This window comes from Rhodococcus sp. JVH1, assembly GCF_000280725.2.
Taxonomy (GTDB): domain Bacteria; phylum Actinomycetota; class Actinomycetes; order Mycobacteriales; family Mycobacteriaceae; genus Rhodococcus_F; species Rhodococcus_F jostii_A.
The window spans coordinates 3073666-3098264 of the sequence record NZ_CP166289.1; the positions used below are offsets into that span (position 1 = coordinate 3073666).

Sequence of the window (24599 nt, forward strand, 5' to 3'; positions counted from 1 at the left end):
GGGTGTCAGGAGTTGCGGTGTGCGTCCGCGATGTCGAGAACCGTGTCGAGGATCGCGAGCCCCTCACGGGCCTCGGCCTCGGTGACGGTGCACGGCGGCACGGCGTGAATGCGATTGAAGTTGGCGAACGGCAGCAATCCTCCTGCCTTGCACGCCGCGATCACCTCGTTCATCGCCGGGCTGGAGGCGCCGTACGGAGCCAGCGGTTCCTTCGTGGCACGGTCGGCGACGAGTTCGATCGCCCAGAACACGCCGAGTCCGCGGACTTCACCGATCGACGGGTGCCGGTCGGCGAGGCCCCGCAGTCCGGGGCCGAGGATCTCGCTGCCGATCCGGGCCGCGTTCTCGACGATCCGCTCGTCCTCCATCGCGTTGATCGTCGCGACGGCGGCCGCGGTGGCGAGCGGGTGTCCCGAGTAGGTGAGCCCGCCGGGGTACGGCCGGTCGGCGAACGTCGCCGCGATCTTCTCGCTGATCGCGACACCACCGAGCGGCACGTAGCCGGAGTTGACCCCCTTCGCGAACGTGATCAGGTCGGGAACGACACCGACATGGTCGATCGCGAACCACTTTCCGGTCCGGCCGAACCCGGACATCACCTCGTCGGCGATGAACACGATGCCGTAGCGGTCGCAGATCTCGCGCACACCGGCCATGTAGCCGGGCGGGGGCACCATGATCCCCGCGGTCCCGGGAACCGATTCGAGCACGATCGCAGCGATCGAGTTCGGCCCCTCGAGGCGGATCAGCTGGTCGAGGTGCTCGAGCGCGCGCTCGGTTTCCTGCTGCTCGTTCTCCGAGTGGAACTGCGACCGGTACAGGAACGGCCCGTGGAAGTGGACGACTCCGCTGTTGCCGTAGTCGTTGGGCCACCGGCGCGGGTCGCCGGTGAGGTTGATCGCGGTGTCCGTGCCGCCGTGGTACGAGCGGTACCGCGACAGCACCTTGTAGCGGCCGGTGTGCAACCGGGCCATGCGCACCGCGTGCTCGTTGGCGTCGGCGCCGCCGTTGGTGAAGAACACCTTGTTCAGGTCACCCGGGGTCCGCTCGGCGATCAGCCGCGCGGCCTCGGAGCGGGCGTCGTTCGCGTACTGCGGTGCGATGGTACACAGCTTCGCAGCCTGATCCTGGATGGCGGCAACGACTTTGGGGTGCTGGTGCCCGATGTTCGTGTTGACGAGCTGGGACGAGAAGTCGAGCATGCGGTTCCCGGCGCCGTCCCACACGTACGAACCCTCCGACGCGAGGATCGTCATCGGGGTGATCTGCTCCTGCGCGGACCACGAGTGGAACACGTGCGCACGGTCGAGGGCATATGCGCGCTCCCCTTCGACGCGCGCCGCATCGAGGGACTGACCGGTGGGCAGGAGTTCCTGGGAGACTGTCGTCGTCATTACCGTAGGTCCTTTCCGGCTCAGTTGTTCTGGGGGAATCCGAGGTTGAGGCCGCCGTGGCTGGGGTCGAGCCAGCGGGTGGTGACGACCTTGCCGCGGGTGAAGAAGTGCACGCCTTCGGTGCCGTGGGCGTGGGTGTCGCCGAACAGCGAGTTCTTCCAGCCCCCGAAGGAGTAGTACGCCATCGGGACGGGGATGGGGACGTTGATGCCGACCATGCCGACCTCGACCTCGTTCTGGAACCGTCGGGCGGCGCCGCCGTCGTTGGTGAAGATGGCGGTGCCGTTCCCGAACGGGCTCGAGTTCACCAATTCCAGGGCCTCGTCGTAGGACCCGACGCGGATGACGGAGAGGACGGGTCCGAAGATTTCGTCGGTGTACACGGACATGTCGGTGGTGACGTGGTCGATCAGGGTCGGGCCGAGCCAGAACCCGTCCGCACCGCCATTGGCCTGCACGGTGCGCCCGTCGACGACGATGGTGGCGCCGTCCTTTTCGCCGGCGTCGATGTAGGAGGCGACCTTGTCGCGGTGCACCTTGGTCACCAGCGGTCCCATGTCGGAGTCCTGGGTGCCGTCGCCGATCTTGAGCGTGTCGGTGCGGTCCTTGATCTTGGCGACCAGTTCGTCGGCGATGTCGCCGACCGCGACCAGGGCACTGATGGCCATGCAGCGTTCGCCGGCGGAGCCGAAGCCGGCGTTGACCATGGCGTCGGCGGCCAGGTCGAGGTCGGCGTCGGGGAGGACGATGGCGTGGTTCTTCGCCCCGCCGAGGGCTTGGACGCGTTTGCCGTGGGCGGTGCCGGTGGCGTAGACGTACTGGGCGATGGGGGTGGAGCCGACGAAGCTGATGGCCTTGATGGCGGGGTTGGTGAGGAGTTCGTCGACGGCGGTCTTGTCGCCCTGCAGGACGTTGAACACGCCGGCGGGCAGGCCGGCTTCGGCCCAGAGTTCGGCCATCCAGATCGCGGCGGTCGGGTCCTTCTCGCTGGGCTTGAGGACGACGGTGTTGCCGGCGGCGATGGCGATGGGGAAGAACCACATCGGGACCATGGCGGGGAAGTTGAACGGGGAGATGATCCCGACCGGGCCGACGGGTTGGCGGAGGGAGGAGACGTCGATGTTGGTGGAGGCGTTCTCGGTCATGCCGCCCTCGAGCAGGTGCGCGATGCCGCAGGCGAATTCGACGACCTCCTGGCCGCGGCTCACCTCACCGAGGGCGTCGGAGACGACCTTGCCGTGCTCGGCGGTGATGATCTCCGCCAACTCGCCCTTGCGGGCGTTGAGCAGTTCCCGGAACGTGAAGATCACCTGGGTGCGCTTGGCGAGGGAGGTGTCGCGCCAGGCGGGGAACGCGGCGGCGGCGGCGTCGATGACGGCGCGGGCGTCCTCGACGCTGGCGAGGGCGACCTGACCGGTGACGGCACCGGTCGCCGGATTCGTCACCGCAGCGGTGTTGCCACTCGTACCCGTGAAGCTCTTGTTGTCGAACCAGTGCGTGATGGTCCGGGTCTGCGCTGCGCCATCGCTGTGTGTCATGGGTGTCCTTACCGAGAGAGCCGATACGCGGAACCTCCGCGCGAAGTGCGATGTCTTCACTCTGGTCCCTGAACCAAGCACTGGAGCCCGACGATCTGTAAGGAAATTCGACGTCTGATTTACACTACGTAAATGCAGCCCACCATCGTCGACATCCTGGCGCTCCCGGTCGTGCAGGCGGGAACACCCGAGGTGATCGGCGGCGGACCGCTCGACAGACCGGTCCGATGGGTGCACGTCAGCGATCTACCCGACCTGTCGAACCTTCTCCAGGGTGGCGAACTCGTCCTCACCACCGGCCAACCCCTCGCAGACGACTCGTCGAGCGTGGCGTACCTCGAGGGACTGGCCGCGGCGGGCGCAGCCGGACTCGTCGTCGAACTCGGCGTGCACGTCGACACCGTGCCGGACGGGGTGGCACGCGCCGCCGACAGACTGTCGTTTCCGGTCATCGCACTGCACCGTCAGATCCGGTTCGTCGAGGTCACCGAGGAAGTGCACCGCTCGATCGTCGCGGAGCAGTACGACGAGGTCGCCTTCGCACGGCACGCGCACGAGGTCTTCACCGACCTGAGCATGAAGCGGGCGTCACTCGGTGAGATCGTCGACGCCGCAGCCGGCATGCTCGGCGCCCCGATCGTCCTCGAGGACCTCAACCGGCAGGTACTGGCGTTCGCGGCGCAGGGAACCACGGCGGCGGACCTCCTCGCCGAGTGGGAACGTCGATCGCGGCTGACGCCCGTGTCGCACCAGACCGCGGTCGACGGCCCGGAGTCGTGGACGACGACGCCCGTCGGCGCACGTCGGCAGGAATGGGGACGACTCGTCGCCCCCCGACCCGTCGCCGCCGAAGGTCGGGCGCGGATGACCCTCGAACGTGCCGCGCAGGCGCTCGCACTGAACCGCATGGTCGAGCAGGACCGGACCGCACTCGAGCAGCAGGCCCAGAGCGGACTCGTCGACGAACTCCGCCGCGGACGCATCCAGGACGAGGCCGAAGCGACCGCGCGTGCCCATGCGCTCGGCCTCCGGCCGGCGCTGACCTACCTGCCGATGACCGTCCGGGTCAGCGAAACCGCCAGCGCCGACCAGGTTCTCGCGCAGCGACGCCGAGTGAACATGCTGGACGCCGTCCGCCACGCGGTCCGGACGTCGCGGCAAACCGCACTCACCGCGAACACCCGTGCCGGACAGATCGACCTGCTCCTGTCCCATCCACCGGCGTCCACACCCGACGCGCTGCCCGAACTCTGCGCGGCGATCCGTGCCGCGCTCACCCGGCTCGACGGCGTCCTGCAGTGCACGATCGGCGTCGGTCCCGAATCGACCCGGCTCCTGGACGCCGCAGGCGGCCTGACGGAATCCGCTCACATCGCCGAGGTCGCGCTGTCGTTGCCACCGGGCGACAAGGTCTTTCACCGAGCAGCCGACATCCGGTTGCGCGGTCTCCTCGCCCTCATCCGGACCGATCCGCGTGTGCAGGCTTTCGCCGAGACCGAACTCCGCGGCCTGCTGGAGCATCAGGCGCGGCACGGCGGCGACAGCGTCGACGTCCTGCGCAGCTTCCTCGAACTCGGTGGCAACAAGACGGAACTCGCGAAACAGCTCCATCTCTCCCGCCCCACGCTCTACGCGAAACTGGCCACGATCCAGCGACTGCTCGGTGTCGGCCTCGACGACGCCGAGTCCCGGACGTCGCTGCACGCGGCCATGCTGATCCTGCGGCTCCGCCACCCGTGAGTACTTATTAAAACGTCGGGCGGTTAACAAGTACTCACGGGGCGAAGCCATTCTCGAACATCGTTCGACGACGACCGGCTCAGGGTGCCCGTATTCGAATAGTCGCGAGCCAGCACCGACATGTTGAGAATTATCTTCACAACTCTTGGCATGAATGGTTGCTTTCTTCACTATTGGCACCTACCAATCGAATTTTCGACAGCACGGAGCTCTCATGAAGATCGGCATCCCCCGCGAAATCAAGAACCACGAGTACCGCGTGGCCATCAGCCCCGCCGGTGTCCACGAACTCAGCGAACGCGGCCACGAGGTCGTCATCGAATCCGGCGCAGGCATCGGCTCGTCCTTCGCCGACGAAGACTTCAAAGCCGCAGGCGCCCAGATCCTCCAGGCCGCCGACCAGGTATGGGACACCGCCGACCTGCTCCTGAAGGTCAAGGAACCCATCGCCGAGGAATACGCCCGCCTGCGCCAGGACCAGGTGCTGTTCACCTACCTGCACCTGGCCGCATCGAAGGAGTGCACCGACGCACTGCTCGCGTCGAAGACCACCTCCATCGCCTACGAAACCGTCGTCGGCGCCGACGGTTCCCTCCCGCTGCTCGCCCCGATGAGCGAGGTCGCCGGACGCCTCGCCCCACAGGCCGGCGCCTACCACCTCATGCGCCACGGCGGCGGCCGCGGCGTCCTGATGGGCGGCGTCCCCGGCGTGCGCCCCGCCAAGGTCGTCGTCATCGGCGCCGGCGTCTCCGGCAAGAACGCGATCGCGATCGCCTACGGCATGCAGGCCGACGTCACCGTCCTGGACCTGTCCATCGCCCGCCTCCGAGAGATCGACGCCCTCTACCACGGCCAGGTCAAGACCATCGCTTCGAACAGCCTCGAACTCGAACAGGCCGTCCAGGGCGCCGACCTCGTCATCGGCGCCGTCCTCGTCCCCGGCGCCAAGGCCCCCACCCTCGTCTCCAACAACCTCGTCTCACGGATGAAGCCCGGCTCGGTGCTCGTCGACATCGCCATCGACCAGGGCGGCTGCTTCGAGGACTCACGACCCACCACCCACGCCGAGCCCACCTACCAGGTCCACGACTCCGTCTTCTACTGCGTCGCCAACATGCCCGGCGCCGTCCCCCGCACCTCCACCTACGCCCTCACCAACGCTACCCTCCCCTACGTCGTCGCGCTCGCCGACAAGGGCTGGAAGGAAGCCACCGCGACCGTCCCCGGACTCGCCGCGGGACTGTCCACCCACGACGGACAGCTGCTGTCCGCCGAAGTCGCTGCCGCGCACGGCTACACCGCAGTCTCCTGAGCGACTGATCCGACGAGAGCGTATCCAGCAGACGTGTGGATGCGGGACAATCGAACGATGGCTTGGCTCGAGGTCGTGCGCACCGGACCCTTCACCACCGTGCAGGATCGGGGCCGCCCCGGTTACGCGTCGATCGGCGTCGGCGAGTCGGGTGCCGCCGACCGAGACGCGCACGACAGCGCAAACAGGTTGGTGGGCAACCACTCCGGCGCAGCCACGCTGGAGGTCACGCTGGGTGGGCTCGCGGTGCGTGCGGCCGGGACCGTCTCCGTCGCCGTCACGGGCGCCCGCAACCCCGTCACCGTCAACTCCGAACCCCGGCCCGACTACACGATGCTGCACCTGACGACCGGCGACCTGCTGGAGATCGCGTTCGCGTCGGAGGGACTTCGCAGCTACGTCGCGGTGCGCGGAGGTTTCGACGTGCCCGCGGTGATGGGGAGCCGGTCCACCGACACTCTGTCGGGGATCGGCCCCGATCCTGTCGCCGAGGGTGATCGGCTGCTGGTCGGTGCGGATGCCGGCGACTGGCCTGCGGACGAGATCATCCCCCCACCCGTCGCTCCCGAGGATCCCCTGATGATGCGCGTTCGGCTCGGACCGCGGGACGACTGGTTCACACCAGCGTCCGTCGAGGCCCTTCTCCGCGAGACGTGGACGGTCAGCTCCGACACCAATCGCGTGGGGGCGCGGCTCGAAGGTCCGGGACCGTTGCACCGCGCCGTGACGGAAGAGATGCCGAGCGAGGCGATGGTGGCGGGGGCGTTGCAGGTGCCGCCCAACGGTCGGCCCATCCTGTTCCTGGCCGATCATCCGGTGACCGGTGGCTATCCGGTGATCGCCGTGGTGGCCGAGGCCGATCTGCCGGTGGCCGCGCAATTGCGTCCCGGGCACCGAGTCCGCTTCCACCGAACGGTGGCGTCGACCATCCCGCGGTGACGGTCTACCTCGCGGCCAGGGCGGTCCGGAGCCCGCGAAGGCGTCCGGTCACGGGACCGGCGCCGAGCGCCGACCGCCCGCGGAACTTCACTTCCGACGCCGTCTCCGGCGCGTCGTCGGACGTCGCCCGGAGGAACCGGTTGGGCAGCGCCAGTTTATGAATGGTGCGCAGCGTCAGAAGGTACTGCCGCGCAAGCGAACCGGTGGTGTACGGCAAGTCGTACTTCTCGCACAAGCCGCGCACCGCGGTCGAGATCTCGGCGTACCGATTGCTGGGAAGGTCGGGGAAGAGGTGGTGCTCGATCTGATAGCACAGGTTGCCGCTCATGAAGGCCATGACGGCGCCGGCCCGGAAGTTCGCGGTGCCGAGCATCTGGCGGAGATACCACTCGGCCCGGTTTTCGTGCTCGAGCTCCGCGAGCGTGAACTTCTCCGCTCCGTCGGGGAAGTGCCCGCAGAAGATCACGACGTGCGACCACACGTTCCGCAGGAGGTTGGCGACGAGATTCGCCTTCAGCGTTCGCCGCCACCGCCGCCCACTGAGAACGGGGAACAGCACGTAGTCCTTGCCCGTCTGCCGCGCGATCTTGCCGAGCAGATCTCGCACCGGTGGACGCAGACGCCGACTCGCCTTGTCTTCGGCACTGGGCGGAAGCAGATCGTGGAGCGCGATGCCCCATTCGAACGACGCCGCAAGCAGCAGATTTTGAATCGGCTGCAGCAGGTGGATCGGACGCCATTCCTGATCACGAGTGACCCGCATGACGCCGAACCCGACGTCCTCGTCCATTCCGAGCACGTTGGTGTACTTGTGGTGACGGAAGTTGTGTGCATACTTCCACTGCGACGACGGCCCTACCTGATCCCACTCCCAGGTACTCGAGTGGATCTCGGGATCGTTCATCCAGTCCCACTGGCCGTGCGAGACGTGTGGCTGATCTCCATGTTCTCGATGCTCTTGGCCGCACCCAGTGCCGTCGTGCCGAGAACCACGCCCGTGGTCGTCCGGCTGCCGTGGATGACCAGTCGTGCGAGTCCGTCGAGCACGCGCTGGAACGCGATGGTGCGGCGGATGTACGTCGCGTCCTTCTCCCCGAGGGACTCCGCGACGTCGCGGCGAAGTGCGTCGAGTTCGAATCCGAGCGCCTCGACGTCTTGCTGGGTGAGGTGCGCGTATTCCTTGATATCGGTGATTGCCATGACCGGCCTCCAACCTCGCGGCCACTGATGATCTCAGTGAACGCCGCTGGTAGCGGCCTGTCAACACTGTAGGTCTACGGTAGGTGCCGACAGCGTTGACAGCGACGCCCTCGGACCACTACCGACTGTGCGGGCTTCCCCGAGGACGCCCTGCTGTTCGCGGATCCGCAGCCTAGCCGCGGCGACGGCGAGCGATGTCGGCGAGCACCACACCCGCGGCGACGGACGCGTTGAGCGATTCGACTGGGCCTGCCATCGGGATGCTGAGGATGGCGTCGCAGTTCTCGCGGACGAGACGCGACAGTCCCTTGCCCTCGGAGCCGACCACGACCACCACAGGGCCGCTGCCGTCGAACTCGTCGAGTGTGGTGTCACCACCCGCATCGAGACCGACCACCTGAACGCCCTTGGACGCCCAATCCTTCAGCGTGCGAGTGAGATTGGTAGCGCGGGCGATCGGCAGGCGGGCTGCCGCGCCGGCACTCGTCCGCCACGCGACCGCGGTGACCGACGCACTGCGGCGCTCCGGGATCACCACACCGTGACCGCCGAACGCGGCCACCGACCGCACGACGGCACCGAGGTTGCGGGGATCGGTGATGTTGTCGAGGGCCACGAGCAGCGGCGCCTCCTGGTGCTTGCGCGCTTCCGCGATCAGGTCGTCGGGGTGCGCGTAGCGGTACGGCGGCACCTGCAACGCGATGCCCTGATGCATGCCGTTGGCGCTGAGCCGGTCGAGATCGGTCCGGGGAACCTCGAGGATGGAGATGCCCGCGTCGGCCGCCCGCTGAACGGATTCCTTCAGGCGATCGTCGCTCTCGGTCCCGACCGCGACGTACAGCGCGGTCGCGGGGACACCGGCGCGCAGGCACTCGACGACGGGGTTGCGGCCCAGCACGTTCTCGGGGCCGTCGAGCACCTTGCGTCCGGCGGTCTGACGACCGCGGCCGGGCTGCTTGTCGGCTTCCCTGGCTGCGCGGGCGGCGCGCTTGGCGGCGGGGTGTTTGGTGCGGGCCTCCGCGGGCGGGGTGGCGCCGCGGCCTTCCAGCCCCTTGCGGCGCTGGCCACCGGAACCGGCGACCTGCCCCTTCTTGGTACCGGTCTTGCGGATGGCTCCACGCCTACTCGAATTTCCAGCCATTACTACTGTCCTGCCTTGAGAGACCACTCGGGCCCGTTGGGGGTATCGGTGACCTCGATGCCCGCCCGGATGAGACGGTCACGCACCTCGTCGGCCACAACCCAGTTCTTCTCGGCGCGGGCACTCTGCCTGCGCTCGAGTTCGGCCCGGACCAGAACGTCCAGGGCATCGGTTGCCGCGGACGCGTCCGCGGTCTCCTGAGTCCAGTGCTCGTCCAGCGGGTCGACGCCGAGGATTCCGAGCATGGCCCGGACCTGCGACGCGATCCCGCGCGCACCCTCGAGATCTCCGCCGTCGAGGGCGATGTTGCCCTCGCGGACCTTTCCGTGCACCTCGGCGAGCGCGGCGGGGACGGCGAGGTCGTCGTCGAGCGCGCGAGCGAACGCCTCGGTCCACAGGCCGACCGGAACCTCACCGGCACGTTCCTGCGTGCGCAGGACGAACGACTCGATCCGACGGAACGCCGCAGCCCCCTCGTCGAGCGCGGTGTCGGAGTATTCGAGCATCGACCGGTAGTGGGCACTGCCCAGGTAGTACCGAAGCTCTTGCGGGCGAACCTTTTTCAGCACGTTCGGCACCGAGAGAACGTTGCCGAGCGACTTCGACATCTTCTCGCCACCCATGGTGACCCAGCCGTTGTGCAGCCAGTACTGCGCAAAGTCGTCGCCGGCGCACTTGGCCTGCGCGATCTCGTTCTCGTGGTGCGGGAACACCAGGTCCAGACCACCGCAGTGGATGTCGAACGCGGCGCCGAGGTAGAACTCGGCCATCGCGGAGCATTCGAGGTGCCAGCCGGGACGGCCCCGGCCCCACGGCGTCGGCCACGACGGCTCTCCCGGCTTCTCCGCCTTCCACAGCGTGAAGTCGCGGGGATCGCGCTTGCATTCGCCTGCGCTCTCGCCCTGGTGGACGTCGTCGAGCTTGTGCCCGGACAGGCTGCCGTACCGGGGGTAGCTGCGGACGTCGAAGTAGACGTCCCCGCCCGCCGCGTACGCATGGCCGTTGTCGATGAGGCGCTGCATCATCTCGACCATCTGCGTGATGTGGCCGGTGGCTCGCGGCTCGACGGACGGCGGCAGCACACCCAGCTGCTGGTAGGCCCAGGTGAAGGACCGCTCGAACGTGGCGGCCCACTCCCACCACGGCCTGCCCGCCTCCGCGGCCTTGTTCAGGATCTTGTCTTCGATGTCCGTGACGTTGCGGACGAACGCCACGTCGTAGTCGTGGGCGAGCAGCCACCGCCGCAGCACGTCGAATGCGACGCCGCTGCGTACGTGGCCGATATGGGGGTCGCCCTGCACCGTGGCGCCACACAGGTACACCGATGCGTGTCCAGGGGCCAGCGGAACGAAGTCACGCAAGGCCCGCGTCTCGGTGTCGAATAGGCGCAGGGTCACGACCAGCGATCCTACCTGGCGCTTCGACCGGGAATGACCAACGCGGTGGCCATGGCGGCGATCCCCTCGCCGCGCCCGGTGAGGCCGAGCCCGTCCGTGGTGGTCGCGGACACCGAAACCGGCGCGCCCAGAATGTCGCTCAGCACCTTCTGTGCCTCGTTTCGGCGTGGGCCGATCTTCGGCCGGTTCCCGATCACCTGGACCGCGGCGTTGGCGACGTCGAAGTCGTCCTCTTCGAGGAGACGGCGTACCTCGGCGAGCATCGCGGCACCGCTCACCCCGGACCACTCGGGCCGCCCGGTTCCGAAGACGGAGCCGAGGTCGCCGAGTCCGGCGGCGGAGAGCAGGGCGTCGCAGAGTGCGTGAACGGCGACGTCGCCGTCGGAGTGACCCGCGCAGCCGTTCTCGTCCTCGAACAGCAGGCCGGCCATCCAGCACGGCCGCCCCTGCTCGATCGGGTGGACGTCCGTCCCGATTCCGACTCGCACTAGTGCGCTCCCTCTTCCACCAGCGCGCGGGCCAGCACGAGGTCCAGCGGCGTGGTGATCTTGAATGCTGTGGGTTCTCCGACGATGCTGCGGACCCGTTCCCCGAGGCGCTCCACCAGGCCGGCGTCGTCCGTGGCGATGCCGTCGGCGGCGGCGTAGGCGCGCCGGAGCAGTTCCGCGGTGAAACCCTGCGGCGTCTGTACGGCCCGCAGTTCGGACCGTTCGGGGGTGCCGGTGACCGCGCCGAGAACGTCGACGGTCTTGATGGTGTCCGTCACCGGCAGGACGGGGATGACCGCATTGCGGCCGCATCGCAGCTCCGCGACCACCCGCGCGATGAGCGACGGTGGCGTGAGCGCGCGGGCGGCGTCGTGCACGAGCACATAGTCGGCGTCGTCCGCGACGGCCAGTCCGGCGCGAACCGAATCGGTCCGCTCACTTCCGCCGGCCACGACGGTGACCTCACCGGGAAGGAGGGTTCGCGTCGACTCGACGAGCTCCTCCGGAACGATCACGACGACGCGGTCGACAGCCCCCGACTGCAGGAGCCCGTCGACCGCGCGTGTCAGCATGGTCGTTCCACCCAGATCAACGAATGCCTTGGGCTTGTTCTCGCCCAAACGCACTCCCTGACCTGCGGCGGGAACCAGCGCGACTACAGGACCTTTTCCGTCGGCCACTGTGTGTATCGCGACTGTCTAGGACGCGGCCGCGAGGACCTCGTCGAGGATGGTCTCGGCCTTGTCGCTGTCGGTGCCTTCGGCCAGTGCGAGCTCGCCCACAAGAATCTGCCGCGCCTTCGCGAGCATGCGCTTCTCTCCTGCGGACAGGCCGCGATCCTGCTCACGACGCCACAGGTCCCGAACGACCTCGGCAACCTTGTTGACGTCACCTGACGCGAGCTTTTCGAGATTCGCCTTGTAGCGGCGTGACCAGTTGGTGGGTTCCTCGGTGTGCGGTGCCCGCAGTACCTGGAAGACCTTGTCGAGACCTTCCTGGCCGACGACGTCGCGTACGCCCACGTACTCTGCGTTGTCTGCGGGAACCCGTACGGTGAGATCGCCCTGAGCAACCTTGAGAACGAGATATTCCTTCTGCTCACCCTTGATGGTGCGGGTTTCAATTGCTTCGATCAGCGCCGCACCGTGATGGGGGTATACGACGGTGTCTCCGACCTTAAAAATCATCTGTCCCGTGCCCCTTTCGATCATTCGAGTTTAACACGTGTCCGGAAGCTGGTCGCATCAACGGTGCAGGTCAGGGGCATCATGGCCTGACCGTAGGGGTTGACAGGGTCCCCGATACGTGCATTCCGGACACCCCGATCGGGCGGTTCTCCAGCGCCGAAACCGCACGCAGACAACCATTGTGAGTACCCAGCGAGCAGGCCACGCGGGCGAACTACTACTCTGCCTAGTTGAAGTGCGAACCTGACACCGGAGGACAACTCGTGACTGCTCTCGACAAGTCGACTCGCCGAGTCGCTACCGCCGTCGCTCTCGCTGCCGGCGCAGCACTCGTGCTGTCCGCCTGCAGCGCGGGCCAGATCACTCAGACGTCGAGTCAGGTCGCCGCGGTCAACGGCAACAGCGCGAACGTCGGCTCGATCGCCCTGCGCAACGTGCACGTGGTCTACCCCAACTCCGCCGAGTACAGCCTCGAACCGGGCGGCAACGCCGTCCTCTCGTTCATCGCGATCAACAACAACGAGGACACCCCGGACAAGCTGACGCGGATCAGCACCGACTTCGCGCAGTCCGTCACCCTCGGCGACACGGCGGGCGGGCTGGAGATCGCGCCGCAGACCGCTCTCGTCGCCGGCCAGCCGGGCGAGGATGCCGAAGCGAGCGCCGAGGCCGCCGGTCAGACGGACGAGAGCGCCGACGCACCGGCCGACGTCGTCCTCGTCACCCTGGACGGCCTGAAGGAGGGCGTCCGCCCGGGCCTCACCTTCCCCGTCACGTTTGCGTTCGAGAAGGCCGGCGACGTCACCGTGTCCGTTCCCGTCGACGCGGGCCACGAGACCGAGCGCCACGTCTCCGACACGTCGCCCGGATCCGAAGCCGAGGGCGGCGGACACTAGCAGCCGTATCGGGTCCGCTGTCGGACCCGATACCTAGGCTGGCCCGGTGGCCAAACTCAAAACCAGCTTCCGCTGCTCGTCGTGCCAGTGCACGGTTCCCAAATGGGTCGGCCGGTGCCCCGAGTGCGGTAGCTGGGGATCGATGGACGAGGCCCCGATCGTCGCGTCCGTCGCGAGCCGCCCCGGCGCCTCGCTCGCGAAAGCCGGCGCCGGAGCGGTACTTCCGTCCACCCCCGCCACTCCGATCACGCGGATCGACAGCACGTCCACCCGCGCCAAGCCCACGGGCATCGACGAACTGGACCGTGTTCTCGGCGGCGGCGTGGTGCCCGGTTCCGTCGTTCTCCTCGCCGGCGAACCCGGCGTCGGCAAGTCCACCCTCCTCCTCGAGGTGGTCCACCAGTGGGCCCGCCGCGGCCCGGACGACCGTTCCCTCTACGTCACCGGTGAGGAATCCGCCGGGCAGGTGCGACTGCGCGCCGACCGCACCGGCGCCGTCCACGAGCGGGTCTACCTCGCCGCCGAATCCGACCTCGCGACCATCCTCGGCCACGTCGAGCAGGTGCGTCCCACCCTGCTGATCGTCGACTCGGTGCAGACCATGCTGGCCGCAGACGTCGACGGCGTGGTCGGCGGAGTCACCCAGGTGAAGGCGGTCACCAGCGCCCTCACCTCCCTCGCGAAGGCAAGCGGCGTGCCGGTACTCCTCATCGGCCACGTCACCAAGGACGGCGCGGTCGCCGGACCACGGTCGCTCGAGCATCTCGTCGACGTGGTGCTGCACTTCGAGGGCGACAAGCACTCCACGCTGCGGATGGTGCGCGGCGTCAAGAACCGTTTCGGCGCCGCCGACGAGGTCGGTTGCTTCGAACTGCGGGAAGACGGCATCGCCGGCATCAGCGACCCGTCCGGACTGTTCCTCCACCACCGCGCCGAGGCCGTTCCCGGTACCGCCGTCACCGTCATGATGGACGGCAAACGGCCCCTCCTCGGCGAGGTGCAGGCGCTTGTGGCGGCCACGTCCATGCCCGCACCCCGGCGCGCCGTGAGCGGGCTCGACAGCGCCCGCGTGGCCATGGTCCTGGCCGTGCTCGACCGCCGGTGCGGGGTGCCGATCGCGAAGAACGACGTCTACGCGGCCACCGTCGGCGGAATGCGGATGACCGAGCCGTCCGCCGATCTTGCGCTGGCCCTCGCCGTCGCGTCCGCGGTGAAGGACAAGCCCGTTCCGGACGGACTGGTGATCCTCGGCGAGGTGGGACTGGCCGGCGAGGTCCGCCGGGTACCCGGCGTCGGGCGCAGGCTCGCGGAGGCCTACCGCCTCGGATTCACCCGCGCCATCGTTCCCCTCGACTCCGGGGCGGCCCCGAAGGGCATGAAGGTCACCGAGGTCGGGAACCTGGGGGCAGCCATCGCGTCACTGCGGTGACGGTCGGATCGAGATGTCGCTCAGATCGACGACGTGCCGAACGGACGCTCCGGCACGCCGTCCACGAAATCCTTGGTCTTCTCGAAGTGCTCGGCGGTGACGGTGATAAACAGTCCCCGCGACGTCGCCACCACCACGTCGGGGTCGGCCGTCGGCCCCTCGACGATGCGCGCCTCGGCGCTCGCATACACCTTGCGGCGGACCGATCCGTCGATGCGCGCATGGAATTCGAGGACGGAACCCAGCGGGATGGGCCTGGCGAAGTCGATCTCCAGATGACCCGTGACCACCGGACCGTCGACGATCGATCGGCACACCATGCCCAGCGCCTCGTCGAATGCGGTCGAGAGGATGCCCCCGTGGATCACTCCCGGACCGCCCTGGTAGCGGGGGGCCACCTCGAGTCGGCCCCACACGTCGAGCCCCTCCCCGGCCGTGAAGCTCATCGACATCCCGGCAGGCGACTGGTCGCCGCACCCGAAGCACCGTGACCAGTGCTGCGGCACGGGCTGACCTGCGGCGGGGAAGCTGCCGACCGGTGCGGGCAGGGTCAGGTCGTCGGGCAAAGTCCAGGTACTACTCATGGATAGGTAATCTAAACGCGGGTCCGGACGTGTTTACGCGGCGGTCCCCGACAAGTGACGTCTACCTCAGCGGGAGTATTGCGCGATGAACGATGCCGAGTCGTCGTCTGCGCTGCGCGAAACGATAGCCCGGCTGGCTCCCGGTACGGCACTTCGCGACGGCCTGGAGCGCATTCTGCGCGGTCGCACGGGCGCGCTGATCGTCCTCGGCTACGACGAGCAGATGGAAGAGATCTGCGACGGCGGCTTCGAGCTCGACGTCGAGTTCGCGCCGACCCGTCTGCGTGAGCTGTCGAAGATGGACGGCGCCGTGGTCCTGTCCACCGACGGGTCCCGCATCGTGCGCGCCAACGTCCAGCTGGTCCCCGACCACAAGATCCCGACCGTCGAGTCCGGCACGCGTCACCGCGCCGCCGAGCGGACGGCCATGCAGACCGGGTACCCCGTGGTGTCGGTCAGTCAGTCGATGAGCATCGTCAGCGTGTACGTCGGCGGCATCCGGCACGTCATCGACGGGTCCGCCACGATCCTGTCGCGTGCCAATCAGGCGGTGGCCACCCTCGAGCGGTACAAGGCACGGCTCGACGAGGTGACCCGTCAGCTGTCGGTGGTCGAGATCGAGGATTTCGTGACACTCCGCGACGCCCTGACCGTGGTGCAGCGCCTGGAGATGGTGCGCCGCGTGTCCGTCGAGATCGAGCAGGACGTGCTCGAACTCGGCACGGACGGGCGTCAGCTCGCACTGCAGCTCGAGGAACTCGTCGGCGACAACGATGTGGCGAGGGAACTGATCGTGCGCGACTACCTGGCCGGGACCGGCCCGGCACCGGCCGAGGATGTCGCGAAGTCGCTCTCTGCGCTCGACCGGATCACGGACGCAGACCTTCTCGACCTCACGACGCTGGCCCGGGCGTTCGGCTATCCGGGCACCATCGAAGCGCTCGAGGCGCCGATGAGTCCTCGCGGCTACCGCGTCCTCACCCGCGTTCCCCGACTGCAGTTCAACCAGATTCACCGGCTCGTCGGCTCGTTCGGGACGCTGCAGTCGCTGCTCGCCGCGACCGCCGCCGACCTGCAGTCGGTGGAGGGAATCGGCGGGCTGTGGGCCCGGCACATCCGCGAGGGCCTGTCCCGGCTCGCCGAGACGTCGATCTCCGGCCCGTACGACTAGGGCCTGTTCTCGTCCTTACTGCCGGCGGTCGGGGCCTGCTTCTCCGACCACGGATTCCAGTGCGACCCGGACCGCGTCCAGGTGTTCGGCCATGGCGCGGGCGGCCTTGTCGTAGCTTCCGGAGGCGATGCCCTCCACGATCCGGTCGTGCTCGTCGTTCGACTTCTGCTGCCGCCCCGCAACGAGATTCAGCGTTTCGGACTGCCGGGTGAGCGCCTCGCGGATGTCGACGATCACGGATTCGAACACGCGGTTCCGGCTCGTCCGGGCGATGAACGCATGGAACTGCGCATCCAGGGACACCCACACGAGGGGATCGTCCTCGTCCCGCATCTGGTCCACCAGGCCGCGCAGGGCGGCCAGGTCTTCGGCGGTGTGCCGCTGCGCCGCCCATCCGGCGGCGGGAATCTCCACGTGCGGGCGCGCCTCGACGAGTTCGTTGGCCGCGTAGTTCCCGAAGTCGAGGTCTCGGGCGATCGAATCGCTGACGACGAACGTGCCGAGGCCCGACTTCGTCTCCGTGAGTCCGAGCGCATGGCACGACCGCAGTGCCTCCCGGATCACCGACCGGCTGACCCCGTGCCGCGCCGCGAGGGATGCTTCGGACGGAAGTCGTTCACCGACCGACAGCTCACCCGACGTGATCGCGTCACGAAGATCCGCGAGGACCGCCTCCGCGGCGCTGACCCGCGCCGTGACAGGACGCCTGGCTGCCCAGCTGTCTGACAGGTTCATGGGGATATTCTGCTCACGCCCCGCCCGCAGCGTCAATACGGAACACCCCCCGGGGTTGACGCCTGCAAGTGAGCGAGGTAACAATTGCACCTGTCTGACAGCCTGGCAGGTGGATAGCCGGGTGGCTCGACCGAGAAATCTACCCCTCTTCGAGCAGCAGACTCCGTCCACCGCATCCGTGCAGAGCAGCAGCTCGCGCGAATCCCCGTGAGGAATGATCAAGTGCTCGAAACGCGAACAGAACACGATCTGCTCGGCGACCGCCAAGTGCCTGCGGATTCCTACTGGGGAATCCACACGCTGCGGGCCGTGGAGAACTTCCCCATCACCGGCCGGCCGATCTCCACCAACCCGTATCTGATCCGCGGGCTCGCCTACGTCAAATGGGCCGCGGCAACCGCCAACGAGAAACTCGGGATCCTCGACCACCGCCGGGCCGACGCCATCGGGCAGGCGTGCCGGGAGATCGTCGACGGCCGCTGGCACGAGCAGTTCGTCGTCGACGTCATCCAGGGCGGCGCCGGGACGTCGACGAACATGAACGCCAACGAGGTGATCGCCAACCGGGCACTCGAGATCCTCGGACACGGGCGCGGGGAGTACGCGGAGCTCCATCCCAACGAGCACGTGAACCTCAGCCAGTCGACCAACGACGTCTACCCCACCGCGGTCAACATCGCGACGATCTTCGCGATCGACGACCTGCTGGACGCGATGCGCGTCCTGCAGGAGGCCTTCGCGACCAAGGCGGTCGAGTTCACCGACACCGTGAAGATGGGGCGCACCCAACTCCAGGACGCGGTGCCGATGACACTCGGCCAGGAATTCGCCACCTACTCGGTGATGATCGACGAGGACCGCACCCGCCTCGACGAGGCCGCTCTCCTCGTCCACGAGATCAACCTCGGCGCCACCGCGATCGGCACGGGCCTGAACGCCCCCGCCGGCTACGCCGAGGCAGCCTGCGACACGCTGCGGGAACTCACCGGATTCCCCCTCGTCCTGGCCACAGACCTGGTCGAGGCAACCCAGGACGTCGGTCAGTTCGTCCACCTCTCGGGCGTGCTCAAGCGGATCGCGGTCAAGTTGTCGAAGGTGTGCAACGACCTCCGCCTGCTGTCGTCGGGGCCGCGCGCGGGCCTGAACGAGATCAATCTCCCACCGGTACAGGCCGGTTCGTCGATCATGCCCGGCAAGGTCAATCCGGTGATCCCGGAAGTCCTCAACCAGGTGGCCTACGAGGTCATCGGCAACGACGTCACCATCACGATGGCCGCCGAATCCGGGCAGCTCCAGCTCAATGCGTTCGAGCCGATCATCGTGCACTCCCTGTCCGAGGGGATGCGCCACCTCGGCGCCGCCTGCCGGATCCTGGCGGACCGCTGCGTACTCGGCATCACGGCCAACACCGATCTGCTGCGTGCCCGGGTCGAGGACTCCATCGGACTCGTCACCGCGCTCAACCCGTACATCGGCTACACCGCCTCGACTCGGATCGCGCAGGAAGCGCTGGTCTCCGGCCGCAGGGTCGCCGACCTCGTGATCGAGGCGGGTCTGCTCGACCGCGAGGAACTCGACCGCCTCCTCAGCCCCGAGCACCTCGCCAACTTGAGAGCGTCCGGTTCGCCACGGCAGACACCCGTCGCCGCTGCCGCGGAGGTGGTCTCGTGACGATCGAGAAGGACGACACCTCCGGCGCAGACATCTTCGTCGAGGAAGACCTCGGCTACCGGAAAGCGCTCGGCCCCAGACAGATCCAGATGATCGCGATCGGCGGAGCGATCGGCACCGGCCTGTTCATGGGCGCGGGCGGGCGCCTCCAGCAAGCCGGCCCCGCACTCGTGCTCGTCTACGCCCTCTGCGGGTTCTTCGCATTCCTGATCCTGCGGGCCCTGGGCGAACTCGTGATGCACCGACCCACCTCCGGGTCGTTCGTGTCGTACTCGCGCGAATTCTTCGGCGAGAAGATGGCCTTCGCCGCAGGCTGGCTGTACTGGATGAACTGGGCGATGACGGCCGTCGTCGACGTCACCGCCGTCGCGCTGTACATGAACTTCTTCAAGAAGTACTGGGCACCGCTCGGGAACGTCGACCAATGGGTCTTCGCCCTCGCCGCAGTCGTACTGGTCCTCGGACTGAATCTCGTCTCCGTCAAAGTGTTCGGTGAACTGGAGTTCTGGTTCGCCCTCATCAAGGTCGTCGCCCTCGCCGCGTTCCTCGGCTTCGGCATCTACTTCGTATTGTTCGGAACGCCGATCGAAGGACATTCGTCGGGCTTCAGCATGATCACCGACAACGGCGGACTCTTCCCCAACGGAATCCTGCCCGCCGTCGTGGTGATCCAGGGCGTCGTCTTCGCCTACGCCTCGATCGAACTCGTGGGAACCACTGCGGGCGAGACGAAGAACCCACAGAAGGTCATCCCCAAGGCGATCAACACGGTCATCATCCGGATCCTGGTCTTCTACGTCGGGTCCGTCCTGCTGCTGTCGCTGCTGCTCCCCTACACCGAGTACCACGCCGGCGAGAGCCCGTTCGTCACGTTCTTCGGCTCCATCAACGTGCAGGGCGCCGACGCGATCATGAACCTCGTGGTGCTCACGGCCGCGCTCTCCTCACTCAATGCGGGCCTGTACTCCACCGGCCGAATACTGCACTCCATGGCCATGGCCGGATCGGCGCCCTCGTTCGCCGCCCGGATGAACAAATCCGGAGTGCCTTATGGCGGCATCGCCCTCACCGGATTCGTCATCCTGCTCGGCGTCGGACTCAACGCCGTCGTCCCCGCGCAGGCGTTCGAGATCGTGCTGAACCTCGCCGCGCTCGGGATCATCAGCGCTTGGGCCGTGATCGTGCTGTGCCAGCTGAAACTGTGGAAATTCGCCAAAGAAGGGAAACTCACCCGGCCCGGTTTCCGGATGTTCGGCGCCCCCTACACCGGGCTCCTGACGCTGGCCTTCCTCGGATGCGTCGTCATACTGATGGCGTTCGATCACCCCGTCGGAACCTGGACCGTCGGGTCCATCGCGATCATCGCCCCACTGTTGGTGATCGGCTGGTTCGGCGCGCGGAACCGCATCCGCAGCCTGGCCTCGAACCGCCCGACCGGATAGCGAGAGAGGACAACAGTGCCGAAAGTCGCCATCGTCACCACCGGAGGCACCATCGCCAGCATGCGGGACGGGCAGGGTGTCAGCAGGCCGGTGGTCGCAGGCCCGGACCTGCTGGGCAATGCGTGGACCGGGACGGAACTCCGTGTCGTCGACGTGATGTCGAAGGACAGTTCGAGCATCACGTTCGCCGATATGGACCGGGTGCGCGACGCCGTCACCGCGGAACTTCGCGATCCCGATCTCGACGCGGTAGTCGTGCTCCACGGAACCGACACCATGGAGGAGACGGCATTCCTGGTCGACCTCCACCACGCCGACCCGCGGCCGGTGGTGTTCACGGGTGCGCAACGCACGTTCGACCACCCGGAATCCGATGCCCAGACCAATCTGGCCGACGCGGTCGCCGCGGGATCGGACCCCGCTCTGCGCGGAGCAGGTGTGCTCATCGCGTTCGGAGGCGCCCTGCACCCGGCGTCGGGTACGCGGAAGGTCGACACGACGTCACTCGACGCGTTCCGATCCGTCCACCCCGCCGGTGTCACCCCGCGCCGACGTCTCGATCCACTGCCGTGGCATCCGATCTCCGGAACCCGCGTCGACATCGTCGCCGCCTATCCGGGGGCCGACCGCGTCCAGATCGACGCGTGCCGGGCCGCCGGGGCCCAGGGGCTGGTGCTCGACGGGCTCGGATCCGGAAATGCGAACCCGGCGATCGTCGAGGCGGTGCGGGACTGCGCGTCCGCCGGGATCCCGGTCGTGGTCACCACCCGGGTGCCGAACGGCCCGACCTCCGCCACGTACGGCGGTGGGGGCGGCGGGCACGACCTCGTCTCGGCGGGTGCACTGTTCTCCACCGACCTCAGAGCAGGTCAGGCCCGCATCCTCCTCGCGGCGCTGCTCGCCGACCCCGAGCACACCGACCTCGACAAGGAATTCGATCGACGCTCACGCATCGACCCCGCACCGAGGATCAGCTGAGGTTGAACGGCTCCGGCGCGCTGCGGAGCTGACCGAGCTGGCCGACCACGGTGTACGCACCGGGCCCCACCGGATCGCGCTGGGGTTCCGGTTGCGTCAGGCAGTCGGGAGCGGACGTCTTGGCCGACCACTTCACGGTGAACTGAGCCTGCTCGCCGGGCGCGAGGGTCCGCACGTCGGCTGCGGACTGCGGGAAGCAGTCGATGTTGGACCACAGCCGCACGGCACCGTCGATCGTGTAGACGAGCACCTGCTGGAGGCTGCTGCCCAGATCACGTTCGCACGGTGTGGTACCGATGTTGGTGACGACCGTGGTGAAGCTCGGCTCCTCACCTGCCAGGTACGTCGGCTTGTCGGCGGCCACCTTGATGGCCAGCGACTGGTCCGGGCACTGTCCCGCCGCGACCGGCTGACCGCTCGGAGCAGCGCTGCTCGAGGCACCGCTGCTCGACGCCCCGGACGAACCGGACGTGCCCGAGGCGGCCTCCCCGCCGGCGGCAGCGGCGCCACCCCCGCCGCCACCGGAACCGCCCGATCCGCCACTGGACGTGGACGAACCCGAGGCTGTCGGGGAAATCGACACAGGAGTGGTCAACGAGGAACTCGCTGCCGCCGGATCCGTCTCGGAGTCACCGCCACCACGAAGTGAGTTGATCAACCACACCACGAGCAGCAACACGACGATGGCGCCGCCGATCGCCAGCGCCCTGCGGCGCCAGTAAATCTCGGGGGGCAACGGTCCATTCGGTTCCAGCACGACGTCAACGGTAGTTCGGCGTCGCGCGGCAACGGCTCAGCGGGTGCGGCGTGTCGCGGTCAGTCCGTGAGCTCACCGATGTCACCGACAGCGCCCTGCAGGTGGGTGCGGCCGTCGGACAGCTTGTAGGTGACACCCGCGATGGCGCACGCGCCGCTCTCCACCTTCTCCGCGATGATGCGCGACCGCTGCATGAGCAGGGCACCGGTCTCCACCACGTGGCGGCCCTCGAGTTCGTCGACGGTGCTGAGGCCCTCGCGGCGTCCCATGAGGATCGACGGCGCGACCCGTTCCACGATGCTGCGGATGAATCCGGGCGGCACGTTGCCGTCGTCGAGGGCGTCGAGCGTCGCCTTGACGGCCCCGCAGCTGTCGTGACCGAGCACGACGATGAGCGGCACGTTCAGCACGCCGACGGCGTACTCGATGGACCCGAGCACGGCGTCGTCGATCACGTGACCGGCGGTGCGGACGACGAACATGTCGCCCAGACCCTGGTCGAAGATGATCTCGGCGGCGACGCGGGAGTCTCCGCATCCGAACAGGACGGCCGTGGGGTGCTGGCCGCCGACGAGCTTCGCGCGATCGGCGATGCCCTGGCTGGGATGGAGCGAGGTACCGCTCACGAATCTGTCGTTACCCTGACGCAGGGCCTTCCACGCGGACACGGGGTTGGAATTAGGCATGGGATCATTGTGCACCGGGCGTGACGCACCGTCGCGACGGGAATGTGACAACCGCGGAAAATCTGTTTCCCCCGTGAACGAAGGGACTTGTGAGGACGAAGTGGCCGTTGACTCCGCCGCGCTGATCAACTGGTACGACGTACAGGCCCGGGCTTTGCCGTGGCGCCGCGACGGCGTCACCGCCTGGCACATCCTGATGAGCGAGATCATGCTGCAGCAGACGCCCGTCGTCCGAGTGGCCCCGATCTGGGAGGAATGGGTGCGGCGCTGGCCCGTCCCGTCCCGCATGGCCGCGTCGAGCCAGGCCGACGTACTGCGCGCATGGGGCAAGCTGGGCTACCCGCGTCGCGCGCTGAGGCTCCACGAGTGCGCCGGCGTGCTGGCCGCCGAACACGGCGACGTGGTTCCGAGCGACGTCGACACTCTCCTCGGCCTGCCGGGTATCGGTGCCTACACTGCGCGCGCCGTCGCCTGCTTCGCCTATGGACAGCGGGTCCCCGTCGTCGACACGAACGTCCGGCGAGTGGTGGCCAGGGCCGTGCACGGAAGCGCCGAGCCGGGAAATCCGTCGACGACGCGTGACCTCGCCGACGTGTCCGCGCTGCTCCCCCGCACCCGCGCGCGGGCCGCCACGTTCTCCGCGGCCCTGATGGAACTCGGGGCCACCGTGTGCACCGCACGCTCCCCCGAATGCGCCCGCTGCCCGCTCCCCAGCTGCGCCTGGGTGGATGCCGGACGTCCCGCGCACACCGGTGAGCGCCGGAAGGTCCAGAAATTCGCCGGAACCGACCGTCAGGTGCGCGGCAAGCTCATGGCCGTACTCCGTGAGAGCTCCTCCCCGGTCGAACGCGTGCGGCTCGACCAGGTGTGGCCGGGCGATCCGGGCCAACGCGACCGCGCCCTCCACTCCCTGCTGATCGACGGCCTCGTCGAACAGACCGACGACGGACTCTTCGCCCTCGCGGGCGAGGGCAGCTAGCTCACACCGGAACCGCTTCGATGACGGATGACCGGGGACCTTGCGTGATCGAATCCAGCGTGAATCCGTGGTCGGTCAACAGTCGGCGCCATTCGGTGATCGTGCGCTCGCGACCTCCCAGGAGAACCAGCATGTGGAGATCCAGCAGAGCCATGGGGTGGGTTGTCGCCGATTCCGGCAGGACCTGCTCGACAATCATCAATCGTCCACCTGGCGGGATCGCTTGCCGGCAACTGCCGAGGATCTTGCCGGCGGACGCGTCATCCCAGTCGTGGAGAATCTGAGACAGCACGTACACGTCACCATCGCCTGGGACGTCGTCGAAGAAGCTTCCGCCCACGACTGTCGTTCGTTCACCGATGCCCGCCGAACCAAACGTCGACGGCGCTTCCGCGACCACATGAGGCAGATCGAACAAAACTCCGCGTAGATGCGAGTGCCGATCGAGCAACCGGGTGATCAGCGCGCCGGTCCCGCCACCGACGTCGACGACCGTTCCCACGTCAGACCAGTCGTGGTCGAGCAAAGGCAGCAAACGCAACTCGACCAGCCCTGCTTGGCCCCGTGCGAACTCATCGGCTGCCGACGGATTCTCGGACAACCATTCGAAGTACGGGTTTCCGAACGCCGTTGAAAACGACTCCTTCCCCGTCCGGATCGAATGCGCTGCGTGCCCCCACACGAGGTAGGCCTCGTTCGACATCAAGCCGACCAAGTGACGAAGCGAGCCCGGAGCGTCTGCCCGCAGAAGCTCACCGGCCTCCGTCAACGCAAATCGCCCTCCACCGACTTCCGCAAACAAGCCTTCCGCGACGAGGACCCGCAGGAATCGACCGAGTGCGTCGGCGTCGGCGCCCACGCTCGCCGCGAGATCGCCGAGCAAGCACGCACCGTCCGCCAATCGGTCGGGCACACCCAGTTCGCAGACGGCTGAA

At 67.8% G+C, this 24599-nt stretch carries 23 protein-coding genes and 1 pseudogene; 11 read left to right on the forward strand and 13 right to left on the reverse strand.

Going from position 1 to position 24599, the window contains the following annotated elements:
• Nucleotides 1-5 precede the first annotated feature (5 nt).
• Complete coding sequence (locus tag JVH1_RS13955; RefSeq protein WP_009477534.1) at nucleotides 6-1394, reverse strand: aspartate aminotransferase family protein; 1389 nt, start codon at nucleotides 1392-1394, stop codon at nucleotides 6-8.
• Nucleotides 1395-1414: 20 nt separating this feature from the next.
• Nucleotides 1415-2932, reverse strand: coding sequence for a CoA-acylating methylmalonate-semialdehyde dehydrogenase (locus tag JVH1_RS13960; protein WP_371112983.1), 1518 nt, complete (start codon nucleotides 2930-2932; stop codon nucleotides 1415-1417).
• 132 nt (nucleotides 2933-3064) lie between these two features.
• Here JVH1_RS13960 and JVH1_RS13965 point away from each other — a divergent pair, with 132 nt between their 5' ends.
• The 3 genes from JVH1_RS13965 (at nucleotide 3065) to JVH1_RS13975 (ending at nucleotide 6923) form a co-directional block, all read left to right on the forward strand.
• A complete protein-coding gene (locus tag JVH1_RS13965; RefSeq protein WP_009477532.1) occupies nucleotides 3065-4672 on the forward strand; it encodes a PucR family transcriptional regulator ligand-binding domain-containing protein in 1608 nt (535 codons plus the stop codon).
• A 214-nt stretch (nucleotides 4673-4886) separates the two neighbouring features.
• Nucleotides 4887-5984: an alanine dehydrogenase gene (gene ald / locus JVH1_RS13970; protein WP_009477530.1), complete on the forward strand. Its 1098-nt coding sequence runs from the start codon at nucleotides 4887-4889 to the stop codon at nucleotides 5982-5984.
• Nucleotides 5985-6041: 57 nt separating this feature from the next.
• Nucleotides 6042-6923: a biotin-dependent carboxyltransferase family protein gene (locus JVH1_RS13975; RefSeq protein ID WP_011596859.1), complete on the forward strand. Its 882-nt coding sequence runs from the start codon at nucleotides 6042-6044 to the stop codon at nucleotides 6921-6923.
• 4 nt (nucleotides 6924-6927) lie between these two features.
• Here the strand turns inward: JVH1_RS13975 and JVH1_RS13980 are convergent.
• The 6 genes and pseudogenes from JVH1_RS13980 to carD all read right to left on the reverse strand — a co-directional run bounded on the left by JVH1_RS13980 (nucleotide 6928) and on the right by carD (nucleotide 12336).
• Nucleotides 6928-8123, reverse strand: a pseudogene (locus tag JVH1_RS13980) (fatty acid desaturase).
• A 172-nt stretch (nucleotides 8124-8295) separates the two neighbouring features.
• Nucleotides 8296-9264: a 23S rRNA (guanosine(2251)-2'-O)-methyltransferase RlmB gene (gene rlmB, locus JVH1_RS13985; protein ID WP_009477528.1), complete on the reverse strand. Its 969-nt coding sequence runs from the start codon at nucleotides 9262-9264 to the stop codon at nucleotides 8296-8298.
• Between the two features lie 2 nt (nucleotides 9265-9266).
• On the reverse strand, nucleotides 9267-10661 hold the full coding sequence (cysS, locus tag JVH1_RS13990) for a cysteine--tRNA ligase (RefSeq protein ID WP_009477527.1): 1395 nt from the start codon (nucleotides 10659-10661) through the stop codon (nucleotides 9267-9269).
• Between the two features lie 11 nt (nucleotides 10662-10672).
• Complete coding sequence (ispF, locus tag JVH1_RS13995) at nucleotides 10673-11149, reverse strand: 2-C-methyl-D-erythritol 2,4-cyclodiphosphate synthase (RefSeq protein ID WP_009477526.1); 477 nt, start codon at nucleotides 11147-11149, stop codon at nucleotides 10673-10675.
• Nucleotides 11149-11829: a 2-C-methyl-D-erythritol 4-phosphate cytidylyltransferase gene (ispD, locus tag JVH1_RS14000; protein ID WP_043780761.1), complete on the reverse strand. Its 681-nt coding sequence runs from the start codon at nucleotides 11827-11829 to the stop codon at nucleotides 11149-11151. Before ispD ends, ispF begins: the two co-directional genes overlap by 1 nt.
• Before the next feature lie 18 nt (nucleotides 11830-11847).
• Nucleotides 11848-12336, reverse strand: coding sequence for an RNA polymerase-binding transcription factor CarD (gene carD / locus JVH1_RS14005; protein WP_005262216.1), 489 nt, complete (start codon nucleotides 12334-12336; stop codon nucleotides 11848-11850).
• Between the two features lie 263 nt (nucleotides 12337-12599).
• Here carD and JVH1_RS14010 point away from each other — a divergent pair, with 263 nt between their 5' ends.
• Both JVH1_RS14010 and radA read left to right on the forward strand, forming a co-directional pair.
• Nucleotides 12600-13232 carry a hypothetical protein gene (locus JVH1_RS14010; RefSeq protein WP_009477524.1) on the forward strand — a complete coding sequence of 211 codons (633 nt, stop codon included), beginning with the start codon at nucleotides 12600-12602 and terminating at the stop codon, nucleotides 13230-13232.
• A gap of 46 nt (nucleotides 13233-13278) precedes the next feature.
• Entirely contained in the window at nucleotides 13279-14661 is a 1383-nt protein-coding gene (radA, locus tag JVH1_RS14015; RefSeq protein WP_037206067.1) for a DNA repair protein RadA, read from the forward strand.
• A gap of 20 nt (nucleotides 14662-14681) precedes the next feature.
• On the opposite strand, the gene JVH1_RS14020 is transcribed toward radA, so the two are convergent.
• The gene (locus tag JVH1_RS14020; protein ID WP_043780759.1) at nucleotides 14682-15245 is read right to left on the reverse strand and encodes a PaaI family thioesterase; all 564 of its coding nucleotides are present in this window, start codon (nucleotides 15243-15245) and stop codon (nucleotides 14682-14684) included.
• A gap of 85 nt (nucleotides 15246-15330) precedes the next feature.
• On the opposite strand from JVH1_RS14020, the gene disA reads away from it, so the two are divergent.
• Complete coding sequence (gene disA / locus JVH1_RS14025; RefSeq protein ID WP_009477522.1) at nucleotides 15331-16416, forward strand: DNA integrity scanning diadenylate cyclase DisA; 1086 nt, start codon at nucleotides 15331-15333, stop codon at nucleotides 16414-16416.
• A gap of 15 nt (nucleotides 16417-16431) precedes the next feature.
• Here disA and JVH1_RS14030 read toward each other — a convergent pair whose 3' ends face one another.
• Complete coding sequence (locus tag JVH1_RS14030) at nucleotides 16432-17151, reverse strand: FadR/GntR family transcriptional regulator (protein WP_009477521.1); 720 nt, start codon at nucleotides 17149-17151, stop codon at nucleotides 16432-16434.
• Nucleotides 17152-17373: 222 nt separating this feature from the next.
• On the opposite strand from JVH1_RS14030, the gene JVH1_RS14035 reads away from it, so the two are divergent.
• Genes JVH1_RS14035 through JVH1_RS14045 form a run of 3 tightly spaced genes read left to right on the forward strand, consistent with a single transcriptional unit; the run spans nucleotide 17374 to nucleotide 21242 of the window.
• A complete protein-coding gene (locus tag JVH1_RS14035) occupies nucleotides 17374-18822 on the forward strand; it encodes an aspartate ammonia-lyase (protein ID WP_009477520.1) in 1449 nt (482 codons plus the stop codon).
• Entirely contained in the window at nucleotides 18819-20264 is a 1446-nt protein-coding gene (locus JVH1_RS14040) for an amino acid permease (RefSeq protein ID WP_009477519.1), read from the forward strand. The genes JVH1_RS14035 and JVH1_RS14040 overlap by 4 nt, the downstream gene beginning before the upstream one ends.
• 15 nt (nucleotides 20265-20279) lie before the next feature.
• Nucleotides 20280-21242, forward strand: coding sequence for an asparaginase (locus JVH1_RS14045; RefSeq protein ID WP_009477518.1), 963 nt, complete (start codon nucleotides 20280-20282; stop codon nucleotides 21240-21242).
• Here JVH1_RS14045 and JVH1_RS14050 read toward each other — a convergent pair.
• Together JVH1_RS14050 and JVH1_RS14055 are read right to left on the reverse strand one after the other, a co-directional pair.
• Nucleotides 21235-21999 carry a hypothetical protein gene (locus JVH1_RS14050; protein WP_009477517.1) on the reverse strand — a complete coding sequence of 255 codons (765 nt, stop codon included), beginning with the start codon at nucleotides 21997-21999 and terminating at the stop codon, nucleotides 21235-21237. The two genes, JVH1_RS14045 and JVH1_RS14050, sit on opposite strands and share 8 nt — an antisense overlap.
• Before the next feature lie 59 nt (nucleotides 22000-22058).
• Nucleotides 22059-22685, reverse strand: a complete 627-nt coding sequence (locus tag JVH1_RS14055; RefSeq protein WP_005244926.1) for a carbonic anhydrase — start codon at nucleotides 22683-22685, stop codon at nucleotides 22059-22061.
• Nucleotides 22686-22785: 100 nt separating this feature from the next.
• Between JVH1_RS14055 and JVH1_RS14060 the strand changes: the two genes are divergently transcribed.
• Nucleotides 22786-23664: an A/G-specific adenine glycosylase gene (locus tag JVH1_RS14060; RefSeq protein WP_009477515.1), complete on the forward strand. Its 879-nt coding sequence runs from the start codon at nucleotides 22786-22788 to the stop codon at nucleotides 23662-23664.
• Nucleotide 23665: 1 nt separating this feature from the next.
• Here the strand turns inward: JVH1_RS14060 and JVH1_RS14065 are convergent, their stop codons facing one another.
• Complete coding sequence (locus tag JVH1_RS14065) at nucleotides 23666-24367, reverse strand: methyltransferase (RefSeq protein WP_237735242.1); 702 nt, start codon at nucleotides 24365-24367, stop codon at nucleotides 23666-23668.
• A gap of 12 nt (nucleotides 24368-24379) precedes the next feature.
• Between JVH1_RS14065 and JVH1_RS14070 the strand changes: the two genes are divergently transcribed.
• Nucleotides 24380-24598 carry a hypothetical protein gene (locus JVH1_RS14070; RefSeq protein ID WP_237724173.1) on the forward strand — a complete coding sequence of 73 codons (219 nt, stop codon included), beginning with the start codon at nucleotides 24380-24382 and terminating at the stop codon, nucleotides 24596-24598.
• The last annotated feature ends 1 nt before the right edge of the window (nucleotide 24599 follow it).

Bases quoted from the DNA above. Each gene is read 5' to 3' on its own strand.
- JVH1_RS13960 (WP_371112983.1), bottom strand. From the start codon at position 2,932: ATGACACACAGCGATGGCGCAGCGCAGACCCGGACCATCACGCACTGG.
- JVH1_RS14065 (WP_237735242.1), bottom strand. From the start codon at position 24,367: ATGTCGAACGAGGCCTACCTCGTGTGGGGGCACGCAGCGCATTCGATC.
- carD (WP_005262216.1), bottom strand. From the start codon at position 12,336: ATGATTTTTAAGGTCGGAGACACCGTCGTATACCCCCATCACGGTGCG.
- rlmB (WP_009477528.1), bottom strand. From the start codon at position 9,264: ATGGCTGGAAATTCGAGTAGGCGTGGAGCCATCCGCAAGACCGGTACC.
- JVH1_RS13955 (WP_009477534.1), bottom strand. From the start codon at position 1,394: ATGACGACGACAGTCTCCCAGGAACTCCTGCCCACCGGTCAGTCCCTC.
- JVH1_RS14030 (WP_009477521.1), bottom strand. From the start codon at position 17,151: ATGAACCTGTCAGACAGCTGGGCAGCCAGGCGTCCTGTCACGGCGCGG.
- JVH1_RS13965 (WP_009477532.1), top strand. From the start codon at position 3,065: ATGCAGCCCACCATCGTCGACATCCTGGCGCTCCCGGTCGTGCAGGCG.
- ald (WP_009477530.1), top strand. From the start codon at position 4,887: ATGAAGATCGGCATCCCCCGCGAAATCAAGAACCACGAGTACCGCGTG.
- JVH1_RS14020 (WP_043780759.1), bottom strand. From the start codon at position 15,245: ATGAGTAGTACCTGGACTTTGCCCGACGACCTGACCCTGCCCGCACCG.
- JVH1_RS13975 (WP_011596859.1), top strand. From the start codon at position 6,042: ATGGCTTGGCTCGAGGTCGTGCGCACCGGACCCTTCACCACCGTGCAG.
- disA (WP_009477522.1), top strand. From the start codon at position 15,331: ATGAACGATGCCGAGTCGTCGTCTGCGCTGCGCGAAACGATAGCCCGG.
- JVH1_RS14055 (WP_005244926.1), bottom strand. From the start codon at position 22,685: ATGCCTAATTCCAACCCCGTGTCCGCGTGGAAGGCCCTGCGTCAGGGT.